23 protein-coding genes are annotated in these 21,967 nt (G+C 41.5%); 8 read left to right on the top strand and 15 right to left on the bottom strand.

Annotation, left to right across the window (positions count from 1 at the left end; all coding sequences use genetic code 11):
- Window positions 1–6: 6 nt before the first annotated feature.
- The 4 genes from GD630_RS08830 to GD630_RS08815 all read left to right on the top strand — a co-directional run bounded on the left by GD630_RS08830 (window position 7) and on the right by GD630_RS08815 (window position 2,675).
- Window positions 7–792 carry a restriction endonuclease gene (locus tag GD630_RS08830; RefSeq protein WP_143868549.1) on the top strand — a complete coding sequence of 262 codons (786 nt, stop codon included), beginning with the start codon at window positions 7–9 and terminating at the stop codon, window positions 790–792.
- A gap of 100 nt (window positions 793–892) precedes the next feature.
- Complete coding sequence (locus tag GD630_RS08825; RefSeq protein ID WP_143868547.1) at window positions 893–1,150, top strand: hypothetical protein; 258 nt, start codon at window positions 893–895, stop codon at window positions 1,148–1,150.
- A 12-nt stretch (window positions 1,151–1,162) separates the two neighbouring features.
- Window positions 1,163–1,621 (top strand): LapA family protein, encoded by a 459-nt coding sequence (locus GD630_RS08820; protein WP_143868545.1) that lies wholly within the window; start codon window positions 1,163–1,165, stop codon window positions 1,619–1,621.
- Between the two features lie 31 nt (window positions 1,622–1,652).
- Window positions 1,653–2,675: a virulence RhuM family protein gene (locus GD630_RS08815; protein ID WP_143868543.1), complete on the top strand. Its 1,023-nt coding sequence runs from the start codon at window positions 1,653–1,655 to the stop codon at window positions 2,673–2,675.
- Between the two features lie 71 nt (window positions 2,676–2,746).
- Here the strand turns inward: GD630_RS08815 and GD630_RS08810 are convergent, their stop codons facing one another.
- The 9 genes from GD630_RS08810 to mnmE form a co-directional block, all read right to left on the bottom strand.
- Entirely contained in the window at window positions 2,747–3,274 is a 528-nt protein-coding gene (locus tag GD630_RS08810) for a hypothetical protein (protein WP_143868541.1), read from the bottom strand.
- Window positions 3,275–3,278: 4 nt separating this feature from the next.
- Entirely contained in the window at window positions 3,279–4,493 is a 1,215-nt protein-coding gene (locus GD630_RS08805) for a relaxase (protein ID WP_143868539.1), read from the bottom strand.
- Window positions 4,490–4,909, bottom strand: a complete 420-nt coding sequence (locus GD630_RS08800) for a plasmid mobilization protein (protein WP_143868537.1) — start codon at window positions 4,907–4,909, stop codon at window positions 4,490–4,492. Before GD630_RS08800 ends, GD630_RS08805 begins: the two co-directional genes overlap by 4 nt.
- A 312-nt stretch (window positions 4,910–5,221) precedes the next feature.
- Window positions 5,222–6,292, bottom strand: a complete 1,071-nt coding sequence (locus GD630_RS08795) for an AAA family ATPase (protein WP_143868535.1) — start codon at window positions 6,290–6,292, stop codon at window positions 5,222–5,224.
- 3 nt (window positions 6,293–6,295) lie between these two features.
- Window positions 6,296–6,670, bottom strand: a complete 375-nt coding sequence (locus GD630_RS08790; protein WP_143868533.1) for a helix-turn-helix domain-containing protein — start codon at window positions 6,668–6,670, stop codon at window positions 6,296–6,298.
- Window positions 6,671–6,768: 98 nt separating this feature from the next.
- Window positions 6,769–7,536, bottom strand: coding sequence for a hypothetical protein (locus tag GD630_RS08785; protein WP_143868531.1), 768 nt, complete (start codon window positions 7,534–7,536; stop codon window positions 6,769–6,771).
- Between the two features lie 167 nt (window positions 7,537–7,703).
- A complete protein-coding gene (locus GD630_RS08780; RefSeq protein ID WP_143868529.1) occupies window positions 7,704–8,819 on the bottom strand; it encodes a tyrosine-type recombinase/integrase in 1,116 nt (371 codons plus the stop codon).
- 126 nt (window positions 8,820–8,945) lie between these two features.
- The gene (locus GD630_RS08775) at window positions 8,946–9,824 is read right to left on the bottom strand and encodes a helix-turn-helix domain-containing protein (protein WP_143868527.1); all 879 of its coding nucleotides are present in this window, start codon (window positions 9,822–9,824) and stop codon (window positions 8,946–8,948) included.
- A 271-nt stretch (window positions 9,825–10,095) separates the two neighbouring features.
- Window positions 10,096–11,493 (bottom strand): tRNA uridine-5-carboxymethylaminomethyl(34) synthesis GTPase MnmE, encoded by a 1,398-nt coding sequence (gene mnmE, locus GD630_RS08770; RefSeq protein WP_143868553.1) that lies wholly within the window; start codon window positions 11,491–11,493, stop codon window positions 10,096–10,098.
- Window positions 11,494–11,623: 130 nt separating this feature from the next.
- On the opposite strand from mnmE, the gene GD630_RS08765 reads away from it, so the two are divergent.
- On the top strand, window positions 11,624–13,534 hold the full coding sequence (locus GD630_RS08765) for a PAS domain-containing hybrid sensor histidine kinase/response regulator (protein WP_143868525.1): 1,911 nt from the start codon (window positions 11,624–11,626) through the stop codon (window positions 13,532–13,534).
- A gap of 58 nt (window positions 13,535–13,592) precedes the next feature.
- Here the strand turns inward: GD630_RS08765 and GD630_RS08760 are convergent, their stop codons facing one another.
- From GD630_RS08760 to GD630_RS08745, 4 genes are all read right to left on the bottom strand, one after another.
- Complete coding sequence (locus GD630_RS08760) at window positions 13,593–14,471, bottom strand: nucleoside phosphorylase (protein WP_143868523.1); 879 nt, start codon at window positions 14,469–14,471, stop codon at window positions 13,593–13,595.
- Between the two features lie 157 nt (window positions 14,472–14,628).
- Window positions 14,629–15,630, bottom strand: coding sequence for a flotillin-like protein FloA (floA, locus tag GD630_RS08755; protein WP_007748127.1), 1,002 nt, complete (start codon window positions 15,628–15,630; stop codon window positions 14,629–14,631).
- A gap of 43 nt (window positions 15,631–15,673) precedes the next feature.
- The gene (locus GD630_RS08750; RefSeq protein WP_022276613.1) at window positions 15,674–16,144 is read right to left on the bottom strand and encodes an NfeD family protein; all 471 of its coding nucleotides are present in this window, start codon (window positions 16,142–16,144) and stop codon (window positions 15,674–15,676) included.
- A 16-nt stretch (window positions 16,145–16,160) separates the two neighbouring features.
- Window positions 16,161–17,582, bottom strand: coding sequence for a tetratricopeptide repeat protein (locus tag GD630_RS08745; RefSeq protein WP_143868521.1), 1,422 nt, complete (start codon window positions 17,580–17,582; stop codon window positions 16,161–16,163).
- Window positions 17,583–17,765: 183 nt separating this feature from the next.
- Between GD630_RS08745 and GD630_RS08740 the strand changes: the two genes are divergently transcribed.
- On the top strand, window positions 17,766–18,512 hold the full coding sequence (locus GD630_RS08740) for an ATP-binding protein (RefSeq protein WP_143868519.1): 747 nt from the start codon (window positions 17,766–17,768) through the stop codon (window positions 18,510–18,512).
- Between the two features lie 3 nt (window positions 18,513–18,515).
- Complete coding sequence (locus GD630_RS08735; protein ID WP_143868517.1) at window positions 18,516–18,887, top strand: DMT family protein; 372 nt, start codon at window positions 18,516–18,518, stop codon at window positions 18,885–18,887.
- A gap of 425 nt (window positions 18,888–19,312) precedes the next feature.
- Here the strand turns inward: GD630_RS08735 and GD630_RS08730 are convergent, their stop codons facing one another.
- Both GD630_RS08730 and GD630_RS08725 read right to left on the bottom strand, forming a co-directional pair.
- Window positions 19,313–19,657 carry a hypothetical protein gene (locus GD630_RS08730; protein WP_143868515.1) on the bottom strand — a complete coding sequence of 115 codons (345 nt, stop codon included), beginning with the start codon at window positions 19,655–19,657 and terminating at the stop codon, window positions 19,313–19,315.
- A 3-nt stretch (window positions 19,658–19,660) separates the two neighbouring features.
- Entirely contained in the window at window positions 19,661–19,960 is a 300-nt protein-coding gene (locus GD630_RS08725) for an FtsB family cell division protein (RefSeq protein ID WP_007766313.1), read from the bottom strand.
- 158 nt (window positions 19,961–20,118) lie between these two features.
- Here GD630_RS08725 and GD630_RS08720 point away from each other — a divergent pair, with 158 nt between their 5' ends.
- Window positions 20,119–21,963 carry a DNA polymerase III subunit gamma/tau gene (locus GD630_RS08720; RefSeq protein WP_143868513.1) on the top strand — a complete coding sequence of 615 codons (1,845 nt, stop codon included), beginning with the start codon at window positions 20,119–20,121 and terminating at the stop codon, window positions 21,961–21,963.
- The last annotated feature ends 4 nt before the right edge of the window (window positions 21,964–21,967 follow it).

The following is a 21,967-nucleotide window of genomic DNA, read 5'->3' as shown; positions in this document are numbered from 1 at the left end:
TTGATTATGAAAAAAAGAAGGACAATTATTGAAGCCGCAATAGAGGTCTTAAAACATTCAGATGAGACATTATCTGTTTCTGAAATTTATGCAAAAATAATCGAAAATTCTTTGTATGAGTTTCATGCACAAGATCCGTTGTCAGTCCTAAGAGTTGAACTTAGGGGGCATTCTGTTGGTATTGATTATCCTTCCGCATCTTCAAAGAAATACTTTTTATATGATGAAGGAAGTCGCACTTTCGGGCTTGTTAACGCACAAACAAAACATGATAATACGAAAAAAGAAGCGACTCCATTATCTATACTTAGAGAGCTTCATAATAAGTACACACATGAATTTAAAGCAAAAACTCTTCGTCAACTAAAAGGGTTGAATCCTTATGATTTTGAATTGTTTTGCAAAAATTTATTAGAGAGGTATGGTTTTCACAATCTGATTGTCACTAAAAAAAGTCGCGATGGAGGCATTGATGGTCATGGTAAGCTCAAAATCGGTTTAGCTTATATGAATGTAGCCTTTCAGTGTAAAAGATGGGGTTCCAATAAGATTGGCAGAAAAGAAATTGATGCATTTCGTGGTGCAGTTCAAGGCGAATATGAACAAGGCCTATTTTTTACAACATCTTCATTTTCTAAGGAAGCAGAGGAAAGTTCTATCAAACGAGGTGCAGTACCTATAATTCTCATTGACGGAGATATGATTGTAGACTTCATGATTGATAAGCATTTTGGAATAGAATATGAAGAATTGCCTATTTACATTAACGCGCTAGACAATGTTTTATCCTGAATGGCGGAAGAGAATAGAAAATCTTTTCAGTGATATTAAACCTCCCTTATTCGATGAAATGTAGACTTTTTAATAGTTGGATTTTTATAATGACATAAGCATGAAAACTGAGTATTCCATAAAATTACGCTGTGCCACTTGTGGATGTGATGACCAATTCGAATTCAACGAAGATAAATCGTATGTCAAATGTACTTTCTGTAATAGAGAGTATTTAGGTGGTATTGAGGAGTTGAAAGAGCTAAATGTTGAAACTATTGAAGAAGTCAAAGAACGATTCCGAGAAGATGCTTCAAAATATATTCACGATGAACTTAAAAAGGCATTTAAAGGTAATAAGTATATAAAATTTAAGTAAATGTGTTGTTTAATGGATATAATCAAAAATTGGGGCGGTCATATAATGTCAGTTTTAGGTATACTGGGCGGACTTTGGGCGTATTTTCGTCATGATAGAAAGATTAAGAGTCAAGAAAAGATACTGAATGATTTGCAAATCAAACAGATGGAAAAAGAACTGGTGAAAGAAAGAATGGCAGATATGAAAGCGAGAATAATCTCTGGTTATAGAGGAAATGCCAAAATTAGATTCATCAATGCAGGAAAAGTAGACGCCCAAAATGTAAGGATAGTAATTTTATCTTCAGAGGAAGATATGTCAGGAATTATTCATTCAAATTGGGGGCCTTACAATGTAGTTAGTCCTCAACTGTACAGAGAAGAGAATCTTGCATTATGTGAGGGACATTCGGATGCCATAAATTTGAAAATTATTTGGGACGATGAATATCAAAAGAATCGTTCCGTTTCATTGTCAGTCCCTTTTTAAATATGCCGACAATTGCATAGTTAGATAAGTTATGGCAAAAAATATAGAAATACGAAATAGTACAGCAGAGTTTCTCATCTTCATGCTTGAAGGTCAAGAGGATGGGATTCAGGTGATGTATAAGGATGAGACCATTTGGGCAACGCAAAAGGCGATGGCTCAACTGTTTGATGTGGGTGTGCCAGCAGTGAGCAAGCATCTTAAAAATATTTTTGAGAGTGGAGAGTTGGTTGAAAATTCAGTTATTTCCAAAATGGAAACAACTGCTTCGGATGGGAAAAACTATAACACTACCTATTATAATCTTGATGCCATTATCAGTGTCGGGTATCGCGTCAATTCTGTTCGTGCCACCCAGTTCCGACAGTGGTGTACGTTTGTACTCCGTCAGTTTGCCATCCGTGGATATGTGCTTGATCATAAGCGAATGGAGAACGGGGCTTTCTTAGGTGTAGATTACTTTGAACATTTGCTTGCCGAAATAAGGGAGATAAGGCTGAGTGAGCGTCGTTTTTATCAAAAACTGACTGACATTTATGCTACGGCTATAGACTATAATAAAGATGCTCCGACAACTCGCCTTTTTTTCAAGAAGGTACAAAACAAGATGCACTATGCTATACATGGGCATACAGCTGCGGAGCTGATAGTGGAACGAGCCAATGCGGATAAAGAGCATATGGGACTGACTACTTGGGAAAATGCTCCGAATGGGAAAATTGTCAAAACAGATGTATCTGTTGCAAAAAACTATTTGCGAGAAAATGAATTGGAAGAAATGGGCAGAATAGTCAATGCGTCCCTTGATATGGCAGAAAATATGGCTAAACGTCGCATTCCAATGACAATGGAGGATTGGGCAAAGCGTATTGATAAATTTATTGATGTGGCAGAACTCCCGATATTACAGGATAACGGAAGCGTATCAGCAGAATTTGCCAAAGAGTTCGCGGAAACAGAGTTTGAAAGGTACCGGGTTATTCAAGACAGACTATTCCAATCCGACTTTGACCGATTCAGCGATGGGAATCTACTCCCTTTGGATATAGAATGATATGGAGGTAAAAAGCAACGAGTTTCAATCCTGATTTTCAGGTTTAAGACTCGTTGCTTTGTTGTAATCTGCTATTTGGGCCTGTTCAAAATTTTTAAAAGTAGTATCATTGCAGTAATTCCAGCCACGGCAATCAGAACAGTCCATAAAACGGTCTTCCAAATCAATGCGGAATGTAAAATCTCTGCATTTGCTATTATGATGCTGGCGAAAAAAGAGAATAGTACAACCAATATGATAATCAAGATATAGAATATCCTATGTGGTATGAAAATGTGGCTGTCAATCTTGAAGATCTTTCGTTCAGTTTCATTACATTTGTCTTGAACTTGGTGAAGGAATTTATCAAGGACTGTCTGCCCGAATTTTTCGGCTTGCTCCTGTGTATCTTTGGCGATAGCCAATTTATATTCCTGTAGAAATTTGAGTGAATTTACCAGATTTACACTCATTTCGTGCACATTGTCGTTCAGGCTGGCAAGTTCTTTTATATTCAAGCTAAGCAGCCGATTTTCTTCCTCCAGATATTCGTTCTTGGGATTGGATTTTATGGTTTCCGCTTCATTCATTTCTGCGGTAAAATCAAATTTCTTTTTCATATACTCATCGTTTTAATCCGGTTTTAGGTTTCTTTCCCAATAGGCGACTGGCAGCACGGGTACATCTGCGTGCCCATTGCAAATCGTCTTCGTCTTTATCTCTCCACGGTAAATCGCTTTGCGAACCTCCGCCACCACCCCCAGAGGAAACGTTGGGCGTTTCAAGTAGTCCGACAAAAATAGCTACCGCCATATCGGTAAGTTCCTGACTGTTGGCGACAATTCTGTAGTCAAATTCATCGTTGAAACAGTCAAGCACTTTTTCAGGAATATAGAACTTGTTTTCTTTGCCTTCGTGCTTGAGTGTATAAGGAACTGTATCGGGATGATAAGTATTATATCTGTCATAATCAGCGGATGTTGACAGTTTGAAGTTTTGCCCCGTTTGAGAACCCTTAAACGTATTGTTCAAAGTGCTAACCTGTGGCTTATAATGCAATTTCTCCCATGTTTTAGGAAGTTTCGAGATCATCAGGTTTCTGCCGACTCCTAATTCAGATGCCTTGTATTTGGTGTTCCCATTCACAAGTGCATAGCCTCGGAGAATACCGTTTCCATCTTTTCTTTCATGTACAGCATAACCTTTCTTAACAAGAGCATTTTTGTACGCTTCCCATGACCACGATTGCATTGATTTTAGCGCATCCATGCAGTCATGGTTCACTTGGTGTATATTGGAATTTCTGACTTGCGCTGCCGTCGTCCAGCCTCGTTTCTTTGCCACTCGCTCGGCTGCACGTTGCGCACGGAGATGAATGTTATGGTCGTTGTTGATGTTGCCATCTTCATCCATACGGCAAACCGCAGCATGAAGATGTGGAACCCCTCCTTCGGATTCAGTATGCAGCCAAACCGAATATTTGCTGTTAGCCAAATTGGTCGGACAAGAGCGGACTTTTCCATCCTTGCCGATAATCACTTGTTTGTCAAACTCCGCAACGAAATCCTGCCAAAGCTGTTGCCAGTCTTCGACGTTAAAGAATCGGGTATGTTCAGCGGATGGACTTAACTCAATTCTGATGACAGAGTTTTTTATCGGACGGAAGCGCGATAAAGTCAGTTGCATGGAGTTCCATATACCCATAGCGTCCGGTTGCGGCGGCAGCAGATTGTCCAATATCCGATGGATTTTCTCCGGGTGCTTTTTGTTTTGTGATTCACCGGTAATGTAACGGATGGCGTTTATGCCGTGCGATATTGCTTTAGCTTTTGCAATCATACTTCTTCGGATTTATCGTTTGACGGAATCTTATTCTGTTCTTTTGCGGCATTTAGAAACTGGCAGACGCTTTCGGCTACATTGCCAAGTTCTTTGAGCCAACCGACCATGAACGGAATCTGATTGAACATTGCCACGCGTTGCTTTGTAGACATTCCGTGAAGTGCGGAGGTGTATTTTATAAGGTCAGAACGGCAGTTGTCCAGATTTTGCAACAGTGCCGCTTCTTCTTTCGTAAGCCTTGCTTTGGGTTTATAATTATATGCACGGGCAAGCAAATAATCGCTTACCGTCATACCGCATTGTTCAGCCTGTAATTTTATATACTCCTTTTGACTGGGAGTAACTTTCGCTCCAATGAAGACGCTTCTTGTCTCACTGGGGGTAGTCGATGAATTTTCAATATCTTCTTTCATGCGAATCGTTTTTATAATAGTGAATAGGTGCGAGCTTGCGAGTACCGCACCGGCGAAGTATCTGAGCCGGCAAGAGCGCCAATGTACAACCGCAACACAGTGAGGTTATACCTTGGCATATCTTGCAACAGATACCTGTTGATGCTTCCTGACAAGCCATATCGGGTGTATACACAGACGAGGCAGACGGCTTGGAAACTGCAACTGATATATTCCTCTAAAAGAGGGGAGAGAATGAATACCTTATGCTGCACTCCTGACTACTTTGCTTTATTCCTATATATACGCTCCGACAATAAAGTAAAGCCAATCTCAATAATGATAGTCCGGGTTGAAACGATACTCCTTACCGTCCTTTATTACCAGCCGTTTGTTACCAAGAAAGGTGGCGACTTTGACCGCCTTGTTGTGACCGAGCTTTACGCCCTGCACCCCGTATCCTTTTTTCAGCCGCTCCAGATAGTCTTCATAACTGCCGATATTGCCATCGGCAAAAACGGCATCCAACGCAGCACGATGTACACTCTCCGAAATCTCCTTGTACGGATCGAACGGTTCTTTGGCTGGTCGGCCAACAACCTTTGCTTTGGGCAGGTAGGATTCCACCAGTTCGGGCAAGGCATCTTCATTGATGCGGAAAGCGAATGGTTCAAATTCCCGGTCACGGATATGCACAGCTTCAACCACGCTTATGGCCTTATCATCTTTGTCCACTTCAACCTGCATGATGGTTTCCGCTTTGTTGTTGAGTTCTGTGCCGATGTGGCCTCGTGCGTTTTCATCATTCTTATTTTGGTGGAGGATGGTATGGATATGAATCTGCCTGTCATCCGTCCACTGCATGAGTTTTGAAATAATATCGGTGGATTCGCCGGGCGAATTGATATCATAAAGGAAATCCCGAATGCCATCTATAACCACCAATCCCAAATCGGGAATTGTGCCGATAGCGTGTTCGACTATTGCCAAACGCATTTTAGGAGAATACTTACGCAAAGCCAGCATAATCAGGTTGTCCGGCTCTTTGTCCTCCGGTAAGTCTGCCAAACGCAAAATACGCTTTAACACGTTCTGACAATGATACCGTCCTTGTTCCGTGTCAATGTATAACACCTTTCGTTTGTCCTTTGGGAATATAGACCGATAATGAAGAATGGTACTGTTGGTCAATGCCGATGCGACGATGGCCGAGACATTGAATGTTTTCTTGCTTTTAGCCTTTCCGATGGAAGCACTGAAGTTGCCTAATGTTCCGATTGTGACATCATCTACCATCAGCACCACAGGAGAGTGCCCGTATGCACTTGTTACGTTCACGGCAGACTCCTCCATATACATTGCCAGTTCCTCGGTGGAAGGAATAAGATTGTCTGTCTTTTCCATAGCCTACCAGTTTTTAGGGTTCGGTTTACGGCGATGGGAAGCGAGTGTGGCTTCGTTCTCGTCCTCGAAGCTTTGCGGAGCCGGATTCTTTCGTGAAGATTCCAACCATTTGTCCAATTCATCTCGATAGATATAGAGGTGCTTTCCTTGCTTTATAACCGGAATATCGTCCTTTTTCACCTTGTAATAAAAGGTCGATAACGGCATTTTGAGATAAGCGCAAGCCTCCTGTACGGTCATCGGAACGTGCGTATTCTCTTTGACTTCGTTCTGACGGGAAAGTTTCTCCGTCAGAAGATTTTCCATACTTGCGATTCGGTCGCACAGTTCGCCTACCACAGTCGGCAGGTCATTGAAAGTCAGTTGCTCTTTTTCCATATTAAAACTCTTTTAATCGTTCAACATGCTGCGAACCAACTCAATGAAATCTTGCAGAACAATACAGACCAGATTAATTATTTCGTCTGCATACGTTTTTATTGTGAGTCATCATTGTCTGTATCCAGATGGAAACGAAAATCTCCCTTGTCGGGTACATCAATAGGAATTTGGCTTGTAACAGTGTCCCGTAAATTAAGCCTGAGGTATTCAGTCGTGGCATTTACAAGTTCATGTGGAAACGAAGCCTTTATAAATTCCGCTCTTTTTACCAAGGGCACATTCAAGCGTTCACCGACATTCCATGCCAGATGGCGAAGCCCCGGCGACCTCAGCGGATTGTCTATATTGGAGCGAATTGGCTTATACAGATCTGATTGGTCACAAGCCATATATTCAATATTGGCAATCAGTGTGGCAATAGATTCTTTAGAGAGGTAAGGAGCGGTTTTGATTGTCACATATTCCCGAATGGTATCCATGATTTTTACCTGCCTTTCGGCTTCCTTCTTTTTGACGTTCTCCAACATCGCATCATAATTGTCTAAAACCGATGGTTGTTCAATGGTTTGAATTTCATTTGCACAATCGGTCTTTATCTCGGTATCTGCTTCAAGAACAATTGGAGATTGCCGGGCAAAAGACAAATTGATTGAATACTTCGTCATCCATTTATAGAAAGAGCGTTGTAATGTGCCGCATAATATAATTGTTGCCGCAAGTCCGATTATTACCGGAGTCATTATATTCATGACATCGATGTCGTGATAGGCGGAAAGATAAGTGTCTGTCGCTGTATAGGTGATTACCGACAACGCAAGAACGAAACTTATCCTCTGAATACGAATTTGAGTTTTATTTGTCATATACTGTAAATGTTTGGAATGATTATGCGGCAAAGTTATGTGCCGTATTCCAGACACTTATAATTGGTGATGATAAATCGTTCAATTTTGATGAAAAATAACGGATATAGTATGATTTCGGGCTAAAAATCATACTATATCCGTGTAAATGGTGGCAAAAACCGTTGTCAGCCTTTCCTTATCAGAGTGATTTTATTGCTGGCTTCACGCTTGTTGCTGTCCACGACTTTCATGTAACGCATCGTGGTGGTAATGCTTTTGTGCGCCATTATGCTTTGTATGGTACGGATGTCTGTACCGGCAGCCCCCTGAAGGGTTGCGAATGTTCTCCGATATGAATGGAATGTTATGTTCTTGGTTATTCCGGCAGAACGAATCCACTCTTTCATGGGAGTTTGTGTCCAACTACGCATAAGCCCCTTGAATACCAGACCTTTCTTCTCGGAACTGTATCCTATCAGTCCTAATGCCTCTTCGCTGATGGGAATGATGTCTTCCGTTTTGTTCTTTTGCGTAATGATATGTACGCATTTTCCTCCGGCAGAATAATCTACGATGTCTTCCCAACATAGGGCGAGAATATCACTGATGCGTAAACTGGTCATACAGGAAAACAGCGATGCGATTTTCACGATAGGCTTTTTACACGGTGTTTCTGCTAACTGGTACAATTCTTCGACGGACAAGGCCTCTTTCATGGTGTCTTCTGTCTCAATCTTTTCCAAGAAGTCATTGACATTGGTCTTTATCATCCCATTGCGATAGAGGATTTTCAAGAATCCTCTGAAAGTAGACCAATATCCCGATGCGGAGTTTCGTGTGATACGTCCGTTGCGCCTTAGCTTCTTGGCACTCAGCAGGTATTCCCGAAATTTGTTACATAGGTCGATGTCAATCTCCTCAAAGGTACATTTGCCATGTACGAAGTTGCTGAAATGGAGATAGACGAACTCCCATTTTTGGTCGTGTTTGCGGAGTTGCTTGCGGTAGTACTCCAAGAAATCCGCTTTGAGTTTGTACTTGTCGAAGAAATCATACCGTTCATTGACGACAGATTCAAATCGGCGGCAACGGATAGCCTCGGCTTTCTCGGTCATTGCCTCGTTGAAGTTCTGTTCCCGTTTGTTTCTCGGATTGGCATAGATATATATGCCAAGCGATTCATGACGGATAACTTTCATCGTTTCCTTGTCTCGATACCCCGGATAATAATCCAGATAAAAAGACATCATCCTGCCTTTTAGCGGACGTGTCCTTAATGTTACAGTTTTACATTCATGCATAATACTATATTTTTGATTGTTACTAATTCGCTGGCAAAACTCTATCATATAGTCATGCAGATGATTTTCAGCAGAGATTAATTTTAGAATAATTTACGGATAGCCATAAAATAGTTGCAAATGTGGCTATTTACGGACACCCATCACCCGATCAAACTCCACTTTCAAGAATCTGACGAATCGTCCGTTCTTCTCACGGTTAATCTGATGGAATTGCAGAATGCCGTAGACCGAATCACGGGATAACTTGAATTTCTCCATCGCCTCCTTGACGGTGTAGTATTCCGCCTTGCTCTCCTGTTCGGAACTCTTCGAGAGGTCGAAGTGGAGCTTTGAGTAGAATATCTGCCCATGTTCTTTCTTGGATGGGATATTATTTCGGTACACCTGTGAACGGATGGCAACACGTGTCATTCCGTACTTCTCTTGTATTTCTTCCGGTGTGTACCATTCGGTCAGGTCGGAATCCACCTCGTATTTGGCAAAGGCGGCATCGATATGCTTCTTGCTGTAATAATTGAACTGGCGTATTTTCACCTTTGGCACTTTGTGCTGCCGTGTATAAGTCCATACCCATTTGGCGTTGACCTTATATTTCTCTGCAATCTCTTCGGCTGTGTAATACTCGGAGATGTCGAAATCTTCTTTGGGCATGATACGTTCATAAGGTTTGGTTTTCATCATTAACTCAATATCCGCACGGCGGATAAGCGACTTCTTGCCGCTAATTCTTGAAGCGCGAAGTTTTGATTCCTTTACCAGCTTATAAATGTATTGTCGAGTTACACCCATAAGCTTTGCAGCTTGGGCAAAAGAGAAGAAATCCTGTCCTTCGGCAGCTTGTCGAGGTTGCAGTAATTCTTGCGACCGTTTCAACTGTCGCTTGCGTTCCCGAATACGTTCCTTGTAGCCAAGATTGGAACACTGGTGGCTACAATAACAGGTCGTTGTCTTTTGAGCTATAAATGGCTTCCCACACCATTGACAAATCTTTCTTACTTCCATATTTTCCTTGTTTACATTGGGGCTAATTTCGCCTTATTTCTCCCGAATTTTGTCAACACATGTAAACCATTGTCAACACACGTCAACTAATGCGTCGCTGTGACATTCGGGCTAACCGTGAATTTCCGTCGCGGTAGAAATATGATAGAAAAATATGGATAAAATCCGTTACCTCCAAATACGGACTGGAAAGTGTTAAAACAGAAAAGTCGCTGAATTTCAGCGACTTTATTCTAAATGGTTATGGTTGCTTATGGCTGTTTCCAAGCCGTCACTTTCCGATGCAAAAGTGCTGAAAGATATTTTGCAGTACCATATCATTTGTCACTTCTCCTGCAATATCGGAAATGAAGAAGATACATTCACGTATGTCTTGCGAAAGGAAATCCCCTGAAAGATGTGAGTCAAGCCCATTTTGTACTCTATGAATAGCATCTAAAGCTTTGCTTAAGGCCTCGTAATGTCTTACATTTGTTACGATGACATCATTTTGTGTTATCGTTGGCAAATGCGCAGCATTGATAAGCATTTTCTGTAATTCATTAGTGTTCTCTCTTCGTTTAGCTGAGATGTAAATATGCTCTGTAGATTCTTGTGGGAAATTCTCCAATAAAGTTGATAAATTACTTTTTTGTACATCTTCAATTAAATCAGCCTTATTGAATACTACGATCAAGTGCTTTCCTTCACAACGTGGGATAATCTTTTTTGATAACTGTTCAATTTGAGATGCGGCGTTTACAGAATCCACCATCCAGAGCACAATTTCTGCTTGATCTAACTTTTGGAAAGTACGTTCAATACCTAAACTTTCGACTTTGTCATTAGTTTCCCGGATTCCGGCAGTATCAATAACCCGGAAAGTAACTCCTCCAATATTAATAGTATCCTCAATAACATCGCGTGTTGTCCCATGAATATCACTGACGATGGCCTTATCTTCATTCAATAAAACATTCAATAAAGTAGACTTTCCCGCGTTCGTTTCACCGATAATTGCTACGGGAACACCACTTTTGATAGCATTACCCACATTAAAGGATTGTACTAGACGAGAAATGACTTGTTCTATCTCATCTGCTAACTTTTTTAATGCCGACCGATCTGCAAATTCAACATCCTCCTCGCTGAAATCCAATTCCAGCTCAATCATAGAAGTGAAGTTCAATAGCTTGTTGCGTAAATCAGTTAATTCTTTGCTGAAGCCACCCCTCATCTGACTCATGGCTAGCCGATGGGTAGCGGCAGATGAGGATGCGATTAAATCGGCAACAGCTTCCGCCTGACTTAAATCCATTTTTCCATTGAGAAATGCCCGCTGCGTATATTCTCCCGGTTGAGCCATGCGGCAACCCTTTTTGATCAGCAGTTGCAGCACCTGTTGAAGAATGTAAGAAGAACCATGACAAGTAATTTCCGTGCTATCTTCTCCCGTGTAGGAATGAGGCGTACGAAAAAGGCTGACAAGTACTTCGTCGATAATCTCGTCTCCGTCGTATATACGTCCGAAAGTCAAAGAATATGGCTTTTGTTCACTAAACAATTTGTCCGGTTTTGCCGGTTTGAATATAAGACTGGTGATGGAAATAGCTTCCGGACCGGAAACACGGATGCTTCCGATAGCACCGCCTTGAGCGGTAGCAATAGCACAGATAGTATCTTGGTTCATCATATTTCTTTTTGGAGACTGCAAAGATAATTGTTTCTGAGTAAAAAAGATAAGATTCGGTACAACTTGTACTTTATTTGTTTATATTTGCTGTGTGCAGTGATATGCCAAATGAAATAATATAATGCTTATGGAGCCAGACACAAATTTATATTCCCAAAGTGAGAATAGTGAAATCATACGGGAAAATTCACAGAAAATACTCTCTGTACTTGCTGCACATCAAATTGCTTTGTGGGAATATGATATACCTACAGGAAAGTGTTCCTTCACGGATGACTATTTTCGTACATTAGGCTTGAAAGAAGCTGGAATTGTTTTTAAAGATATCGATGACTTTTATCGCTTTGCCTATCCGGAGGATGTGAAGGCCTATCAAACTGCTTTTTCCAAGATGCTTGCATCGGATTCAAAAATATCACAGATTAAAGTACGTTGTGTAGGCAAGCATGGTGAAGTGATCTGGCTGGAAGATCATTTTCTGTCTTATAAGGGTACTCAGGACGGACGTCCTGCTGATAAATTATTGGCATATACGGTAAACGTCACTTCGCAATGTGAGAAAGAACAGCATATCAATCATCTGGAAGAGCACAATCGTAAGATAATAGAGGCGTTGCCAGAATTCATTTTTATTTTTGATGATAATTTTTTTATTACCGATGTGCTGATGGCACCGGGTACCATTTTGCTTCATCCGGTGGAAGTGTTACGTGGTGCAGATGGGCGAGATATTTATTCTCCCGAAGTCAGTGATCTGTTTCTGTGTAATATTCGGGAGTGCTTGCAAGATGGAAAATTAAAAGAAATAGAATATCCACTTGAAGTAGATGGAATCCGGCATTATTTTCAGGCACGTATCGCCCCTTTCGAAGGGAATAAGGTACTTGCTCTGATACACGATATCGGTGACCGGATTCGTCGTTCGCAAGAGTTGATCGAAGCTAAGCGGCGGGCGGAAGAAGCTGACAAGATGAAGTCTGTCTTTTTGGCAAATATGAGTCATGAGATTCGTACTCCGTTGAATGCTATTGTCGGTTTTTCGGAGATAATTGCAGTGACAGAGAACGAAGAAGAAAAGCTGCAATATTTGGAGATCATTCAAAAGAATAGCAATTTACTGTTACAGTTGATTAATGATATTCTGGACTTGTCACGTATAGAATCCGGAAAATCGGAAATGCACTTCCAGCAGATTGAAATCTCCGGGCTGGTAGAGGAAGTGGAAAAAGTACATCAGTTGAAGATGAAAACAGATGTAGAATTGAAAGTTATCCGCCCAGAAGGAGAATATTGGACATCTACCGATCGTAACCGGGTGATGCAGGTACTTTTCAATTTTTTGTCGAATGCCATAAAGAATACTGAAAAGGGAACCATTACGTTGGGGCTGAAACATGAAGGAAACTGGTTGAAATTGTATGTCAGTGATACCGGATACGGAATAGCTAAAGAGAAACTTCCGCAAATCTTTACCCGTTTTGAGAAGTTGAACGATTTTGTGCAAGGCACAGGATTGGGACTTTCAATTTGTAAGAGTATCGTAGAACGTCTGGGAGGACGTATAGAAGTTGTCTCTGAGCTTGGTAAGGGGAGTACGTTTGCGCTTTATTTGCCTTATCAGGAAATGCCGAAGGAGGTTGTTGAAAGAAGGCTTGTGTCAGGAAAAAGTATTGCTGCGGATAGACGTAAAAAGATATTAGTCGTTGAAGATGTAGAGTCGAATTTCGTTCAACTTAATATTCTTTTGAACAAAGAATACATTATTTCATGGGTACGTAACGGAGAAGAAGCAATCAATAGTTTTGTTCGTGAAAAGCCGGATTTGATTCTGATGGATATCCGTATGCCGGTGATGGACGGTATTCAAGCTACTGAAAAGATACGTACCATTTCCCTTTCCGTACCTATTATTGCGGTTACGGCATACGCTTTTTATACGGAACAGCAACAAGCCATTCAAGCCGGATGCAATGCTGTGATCTCCAAGCCTTATTCTTTGGAAAAACTGAAAGAGACAATCGAATCTTATATCGGATAAACGATAAAAAGTCAGTGTCACCATCATAGCAGAATGGTGGCGCTGACTTTTTATATATTTATATTCTGTCAAGAACAGTCCTAATCAACGTATCAATGGTATTTTTATATCCGGTGTTGGCTTCCTTAATCAGTCGATTGGCAATCACCATACAGACAGTCATTGCTTTATGTCCCATCAGTCGACTGAGACCTGCCAAAGCCGAACTCTCCATTTCGAAATTGGTAATCTTGAATCCTTTATACTCAAATGCCTCGATTTTGTCGTTTTGTTTCGGATCTGCCAAAGGAACACGTAGCTCACGTCCTTGTGGACCGAAGAACCCTCCGGCGGCAATTGTAACGCCACGTACCATATCGTCTTGGGCAATCCGTTCAATCAGTTCCTCGCTTGCATCAATTACATAAGGAGCAGGGGCGCACATATTTCCCGTCCATCCCATATGATTGAGAAAAGCACGCTCGAAAGGCAGATCACATACCTCATTGCGTCCGGCGTAGAAGTTCAATAAACCGTCGAAGCCGATAGACTTCTGTGAACAAACGAATGTACCTACCGGGGTATTGGGTTGCAAACCGCCGCATGTACCGATGCGTACTAATTCCAATTGACGGAACTCATCCTTTTCTTCTCGTGTATTGAAATCAATATTAGCCAGTGCATCCAACTCATTCATGACAATATCGATGTTGTCACAACCTATTCCGGTGGAAACTACGGTGATTCGTTTTCCTTTATACGTACCTGTAACCGTCTTAAACTCGCGGCTTTCCACTTCGCATTCTTTATTTTCAAAGTGAGAAGCTACGAGTGCTACACGTCCCGGATCGCCTACCAAGATTACTTTATCTGCCAACCATTCAGGTTTTACGTGAAGGTGGAATACCGAACCGTCTTCATTGATAATTAATTCAGAGGATGGAAAGTACTTTTTCATGCTATTAAAAGGCTTTAGTTTTACAATATGTTGTTGCTATAAAAATAAAAACACCGGAACCGGATTTAAGTTCAGAAGAAAACTCTTTCTTTCCCGTTAGGAAAGGGGAGTACATCTTGAGACTGAAATGAAATCAGATTCCGGTGTTTGTTGTAACTTATTTGCTCAAAGGCTGATTCCCTGCATTGCCTGCTGCCGGTTTGGCAATCGTTTCACGCATGGAGGTGTCAGCTTCGATATTCTTCATCCGGTAATAATCCATGATACCCAAATTTCCGCTACGGAAAGCTTCTGCCATTGCTTTCGGAACTTCCGCTTCCGCTTCGATTACCTTCGCGCGTGCCTCTTGTGCTTTCGCTTTCATTTCCTGTTCGGAAGCTACAGCCATAGCACGGCGTTCTTCTGCTTTTGCCTGAGCGATATTCTTATCTGCATTAGCCTGGTCAATTTGTAAAGCGGCACCGATATTCTTGCCTATATCGATATCCGCGATATCAATAGATAGAATTTCGAAAGCAGTTCCGGCGTCCAGTCCCTTACGGAGTACAAGCTTGGAGATAGAATCCGGATTTTCGAGTACCGATTTATGATTCTCGGAAGAACCGATAGATGAAACGATACCTTCACCTACACGGGCGAGAATTGTATCTTCTCCGGCACCGCCCACCAATTGACGAATGTTGGCACGTACCGTAACACGAGCTTTGGCAATCAACTGGATACCGTCTTTTGCGACAGCCGTTACCGGAGGAGTATCAATCACTTTCGGGTTAACGGACATCTGTACGGCTTCAAATACGTCACGTCCTGCCAAGTCAATAGCGGTAGCCATCTGAAAGGGCAGCTCAATATTCGCTTTTGATGCGGATACAAGCGCATGGACCACTTTTTCGACATGTCCACCGGCTAGATAGTGTGCTTCCAGTTCATCACGGGTGATGTTTTTCAAACCGGCCTTGTGAGCTTCGATCATGCCCGGTACGATGATATACGGCGGAACATTACGGATGCGCATTAAAAATAATTGTATCAGCGAGATGTGTACCCCCGATACTTTGGCCGACAACCACAGGAAGAACGGCACATAATGGAAAAATATTATCAGGAAGATAATACCTCCGGCTATCAGAAAGATAGGCAAATAGAAAGATGTTTCCATTGATAGTTTGTATTAAGTGAATATTATTTCTGTAAAAGAATAATTATTTTCTGTGTTTCTCAACCATAATTGTTCCGTCACTGATACGGTTGACGATAATCGGAGTCTTTTCGTCCAGAAAACCGTCCATCGACTTTACTTCCACAATGTTACCATTGATTTCCGCATAACCGATTTGTGCGAGGCGGGTAGTACTTATACCTGTATCACCTACTTTTACACTTTGTTCTGCGCTGCGGTCTACTTTCGAATCGATGTCTTTTTTCAAAGCCAGCTTATCCAGCATCTTTGAGCGCATAAACCAGATCAGTGAACCGATACAGGCAATGGCCGATATGCCCAAAGTGATAAATCCTCCCGCCATTCCAATATTTGCAAACGCATAATAGTTGGCATAGATAATGCATCCCAGTGCTGAGATTCCAGCCAGACTAATGCCGGGAATAACGAACAGTTCTACCAGGAACAGTATAACTGCGGTAATAATGAGAACGGCGATAATGAGTATATCCATAGTTCAGGGTTATTAATTATTTTGTTTTTTCTGCATTACGCACATTTATTTCGAGAGCAGCCAATTCCTCTGACATCTGCAATATCCGCTTTTCCAGGTCGAGGATAGCAGGCGCCATTCTCTCTTTTCCCTGTTTATTGCCGGTGGAATACTGTTGTCGCAAGTTGTTCAGTTTTTCTTCCTGTTGCAGATAATCTTTTTCCATTTGTCGGTAACGTAGGAAAAGCTGTTTGGCTTTGGCGGACTTAAAGTCAGTCATCAGGTAATAAGTTGTATTATCGTCAATGACAAATTCAAAATCGACCTTTCGACGTTCTTTGGGCTTATGGCTGATAGCGGCTTCCAGACGTTGCAGGGCTTCTGCAACCGTTTGTTTATCTTTCCAGGTTTCTTTCAAAGAATGGATTTGTGCCAGCCGAATCATCTGCTTCCGATCCATCGCTTCGTAGTTGTAAGTCTGTTTTGAATTATTGGGAATGAATACATAGATACATACCTTTCCTTCCGGCTGGAAACGGTCGGAAGCGAACCAACCTAGATTGTTATATTCGTCAATGACGTACATATAATCATTGTATGGAGAATTGAACGGCATACCCACGTTTTCCGGTACTAAATAAGTATCGGTATTGGTATTGTAACGGGTGACAAAAATATCATAACCTCCCAATCCTTCACCGTCACTGGCATAATAAATAGTCACACCATCTGCCATTACATAAGGATAGTTTGCGTTTCCTGCATCATTGATACTACCCGGCAGTGGTCGTCCGTTGCTCCATTCATTCTGCAACTTGTTTTTGGAAAGTATATCCAGACTACCTCTTTCACCCTTCTCGCTGTAATAGATTTTATTCCCGATTTCAGTTTCGTAGACAGTACCCTCGTGATCTCCTCCTGTTTGGAAGAAGTCGTTGAAAGTAAACAGTTTTCCCGATTCCTCACTAATTTTATAAGCATTCAGAAACGTTGCTTTATCTACAACGAAACTGTCGATAATACAAACATCTTCAACACCTTTCAACATACGGAGATCAGCTTTGCTCTTTTCCAGTAGTTTCTCTGCTTCTTCGGTTGCTCTTTTACGCTTCTTCAAATCAGCGATATACTCTTCAAAACATTCTACTGCCTCTTCGAAACGATATGTTTCGTTATAAGCCTGTCCTAAATAAAGCTGTCCGCTAGCTACACGCTTCTTGACTGCCATTTCGAGAGGTTTCACCGCTTCTTCGGCTTCTCCGGTTTTCAGGCAGCACACGCCATACCAATAGTTGTAGTTTCCGTTGGACGGTTGAGATTTTACGTACCTTTTAAAGACAGGTTTGGCTTTTTCATATTCGCCTTTCGTGAACAAAGCGCGCGCCTGTTCCAATGTTTGCGCAGAAACTTCGCATAAGAAGAGACTACAAAATAGAAATAGAATATATTTTCCTTTCATCGTTTTTAGCATTTATGGGTGGCGGATTATTTAAAAGTATTGTTGCTTTTGGAAATCTGCCAACTAATCAATTGTTCAAAAGTACAAATTTATTAGAAATAAACCCTTTTTCAGAGATTCTATTATGTTAATTCTTCTTTAAATCATTCTTTTCGCTTACTTTTGCAGCCGATTTTTGAAGATATGACACAATTTACCGAAGAAGAGAAAGCTATTCGCCGCATTGAACGGCGGTTTAACAAAGGAGTGGTGCAATATGGGCTGATAGAAGAGGGGGATAGAATACTCATCGGACTGTCGGGCGGGAAAGATTCGTTGGCGCTTGTAGAGTTGCTGGGAAAACGCGCACGTATCTACAAGCCTCGCTTTTCTGTCATTGCAGTTCATGTGGTGATGACGAATATTCCTTATCAGAGTGATACGGAATACCTGAAAGCGCATTGCGAAGCGAATGGAGTGACTTTTGTGCAATATGAAACTTCTTTTGATCCTTCTACAGATACCCGTAAATCTCCTTGCTTTCTTTGTTCTTGGAATCGCCGTAAAGCATTGTTTACGGTGGCCAAAGAACATGGCTGCAATAAGATTGCTTTAGGACATCACATGGATGACATTTTGGAAACTTTATTGATGAATATTACTTATCAAGGGGCATTCAGTACAATGCCGCCCCGATTGGTGATGAATAAATTCGATATGACGATTATCCGTCCGATGTGTCTGGTTCACGAATCGGATTTAATAGAATTGGCAGCTTTGCATCATTATCGGAAGCAAGTGAAGAACTGCCCTTATGAATCGAAATCCAGCCGTAGTGATATGAAAGGCATTTTACGGCAATTGGAAGCGATGAACCCGGAAGCGCGTTATAGCCTTTGGGGAAGTATGGCGAATATACAGGAAGATTTATTACCGAATAAAATTGATTGAGTTATGAAAGGATTCTATACTATTTTGTTACTGATTGTGTCTAATATATTTATGACCTTTGCTTGGTACGGACATCTGAAAATGAGACAGGAATATAATTGGTTTGCCGCTTTGCCCTTGATAGGAGTAATTACATTCAGTTGGGCAATTGCTTTTTTTGAATATTCATGTCAGATTCCGGCGAATCGTATTGGGTTTATAGGTAATGGTGGCCCTTTCTCATTGATGCAATTGAAAGTGATTCAGGAAGTTATCACTTTAATCATCTTCACATTATTTACTACTGTGTTTTTTAAAGGAGAAGCGTTGCATTGGAATCATTTAGCTGCATTTATGTGTCTGATTGCGGCGGTGTATTTCGTATTTATGAAATGAGAATAAGTTTGGTCTATATTTCTTTTATGACCTTTACTTTGTAGTTGAATGAGCGGTCATTTCACTTGCAATAAGGGTATTTGTTACCTTATTCTTCCTACATTCTTGTGATAATACAGCATTGTTCTTTGGTTGGCTATTAGTTATTTCTATGAGCTCACTATTGTGAGCTGAAAGGCTAACAATAGTGGATATATATGTTCATTGATGTTAGCTTATTTGTTCACATTAGTGAGCTCTTGTAAATATCGAGAGCTTTTACAGAGAATATTAAGAAAGTATCTGTGGAATCACTATATATTAAATGATGAGACACCTGAGAGCATAAGTAAAACCTCAGGCTTGCTATCATAACTGAAAAGCCGATGAATAAAGGAATGCAGGTGGTTTATGAGAGTATGAGGGTAAAATGCGCAAAACTTTTTTTAGTTGGCTTTTTCTTTCTCTTCTTCCTGCGGGATGCGGAAAGCTGTGTAAAGTTCGAGTATGGCGGCAATTGTAAGACAAGCAATCCATTCGTTACCACGTGTTGTGAACATGAATGCTCCGGTGAGAATCAGGGCTAATGCTCCGAATATTTGTTGAATGCGTAAACGTTTCAAAGTTTTGCTTTTACCTTTGACGGGTGTGTTTACTTGTGCCAGTGCGATAAAACCGGCACCGACAGTGTATATGTAGGGAGCATACGTCCATCCGGTGATAAATACGGCAGCTCCGGCAAGAGCCATTATAGCACCGACAACGAACAGTGCGGGTATTAATTGTTTCATTCTCTATTCTTCTTCAAAAACGTAAATATCTTCGTTGGGTTTCTTCATCAAGTACTTCTCGCGGGCTATCTGTTCGATTGCATCTGGATTGGTACTTATTTCGTTGAGGCGTTTCGTATTCTCTTCATAATCCGTGCGGTACTTTTCTATTTCTTCTTTTAGCTGACTGATTTCGCGTTCATATCCGAGACGGCGCACCAGACTGTTCTCATCCAGAAAACCTATGATGACAGCGAATGCGACAATGGTAATAAGATACTTCCGTCTGCATATGAAATTCCAAATACTGATTAGTTTACCCATAACCTACCTTTATAAATATCCGCAAAGATAAAACTAATAACTTAAAAACTTATCTCTTCCGCTTCAAAACTTCTTTCTCTATCCCTTATTACTTATCACTTTTTTATGTACTTTTGCACTGAAAGCAAAAAATAAAGAAAAATAGAGGAATCCCGGATATGGAAAACTATATTGTATCAGCCCGTAAATATCGTCCGTCCACCTTTGAATCGGTGGTGGGACAACGGGCGCTGACCACTACGCTGAAAAATGCGATTGCTACTCAGAAACTTGCTCATGCTTATTTGTTCTGCGGACCACGCGGAGTCGGAAAGACTACGTGCGCACGAATCTTTGCCAAAACCATTAACTGCATGACACCTACTGCTGATGGCGAGGCTTGCAATCAGTGTGAGTCTTGTGTGGCTTTTAATGAACAACGGTCGTACAATATCCATGAACTGGATGCTGCTTCCAATAATTCGGTGGACGATATCCGCCAATTGGTGGAGCAGGTGCGTATCCCGCCACAGATCGGTAAATATAAGGTATACATTATCGATGAGGTACATATGCTCTCCGCGTCTGCTTTCAATGCTTTTCTGAAAACGCTGGAAGAGCCTCCCCGTCATGCCATCTTTATTTTGGCTACAACGGAGAAACATAAGATTCTTCCGACCATTCTTTCCCGTTGCCAGATTTATGATTTCAACCGGATTAGCGTGGAAGATACTGTGAATCACCTTTCTTATGTCGCTTCAAAAGAAGGAATTACGGCAGAGCCGGAAGCATTGAATGTGATTGCCATGAAGGCGGACGGTGGTATGCGCGATGCTTTGTCTATTTTCGACCAGGTGGTGAGTTTTACCGGAGGCAACATCACGTACAAGAGTGTAATTGATAATCTGAATGTACTTGATTACGAATATTATTTCCGTCTGACCGATTCTTTTCTTGAAAATAAGGTAAGTGATGCATTGTTGCTTTTCAATGATGTGTTGAACAAAGGTTTTGACGGGAGTCATTTTATAACCGGTTTGTCTTCTCATTTCCGTGATTTGCTGGTAGCTAAAGATGCAGTGACATTGCCTTTGTTGGAGGTCGGAGCGAGCATACGTCAACGCTATCAGGAGCAGGCACAGAAATGTCCGTTGCCTTTTTTGTATCGGGCGATGAAGCTCTGTAATGAGTGTGATTTGAATTATCGTATCAGCAAAAATAAGCGTTTGCTGGTAGAACTGACCTTAATACAGGTTGCGCAGCTTACCATTGAGGGGGATGATGTGAGTGGTGGGCGTAGCCCTAAAAAGACTATAAAACCCGTATTCACCCAACCTGCCGCAGCACAGCAACCGCAGGTGACTCCTGCTACTTCAGCGTCTCAGACTGCTGTTCATCAACAAACGCCTGTTCGTCAGCCGCAGACATCTGTGGCAACGCAAGCGGTATCATCATCTATATCATCTTCTTCGAATTCCACTACTTCCGTTCCGTCTCAAAGTGCGGGAATTGCTCAGGGAGGGCAGGGAGAACGGAAGATTCCTGTCATGAAGATGTCCAGCCTGGGGGTATCTATAAAGAATCCGCAGCGTGATCAGGTTGCTCAGAAAGAAACGATGCCACAGTCTGCTAAAGTACAACAGGCTGTAGAAGAGGATTTTATCTTTAATGACCGTGATTTGAATTTCTATTGGCAGCAGTATGCCGGTCAGTTACCGAAAGAGGAAGATTCTCTTACGAAACGTATGCAGATGCTTCATCCGGTATTGCTCAATAACTCGACGACTTTTGAGGTAGTAGTGGACAATGAGATTGCTGCAAAGGATTTCAGAAATCTGATCCCTGAATTGCAGAATTATCTTCGTGTCCAGTTAAAGAATAGTAAAGTGGTGATGACAGTGCGGGTTAGTGAACCAACAGAAACGGTACGTCCCGTCGGTCGTGTAGAAAAGTTTCAGATGATGGCTCAAAAGAATCAGGCATTAATGCAGTTGAAAGACGAGTTCGGATTGGAATTGTACTAGTCCT

Source organism: Bacteroides zhangwenhongii, from assembly GCF_009193325.2.
GTDB lineage: Bacteria > Bacteroidota > Bacteroidia > Bacteroidales > Bacteroidaceae > Bacteroides > Bacteroides zhangwenhongii.
Note: the sequence above shows the minus strand (reverse complement) of the source record. Positions and strands in the feature narration are given on the sequence as shown.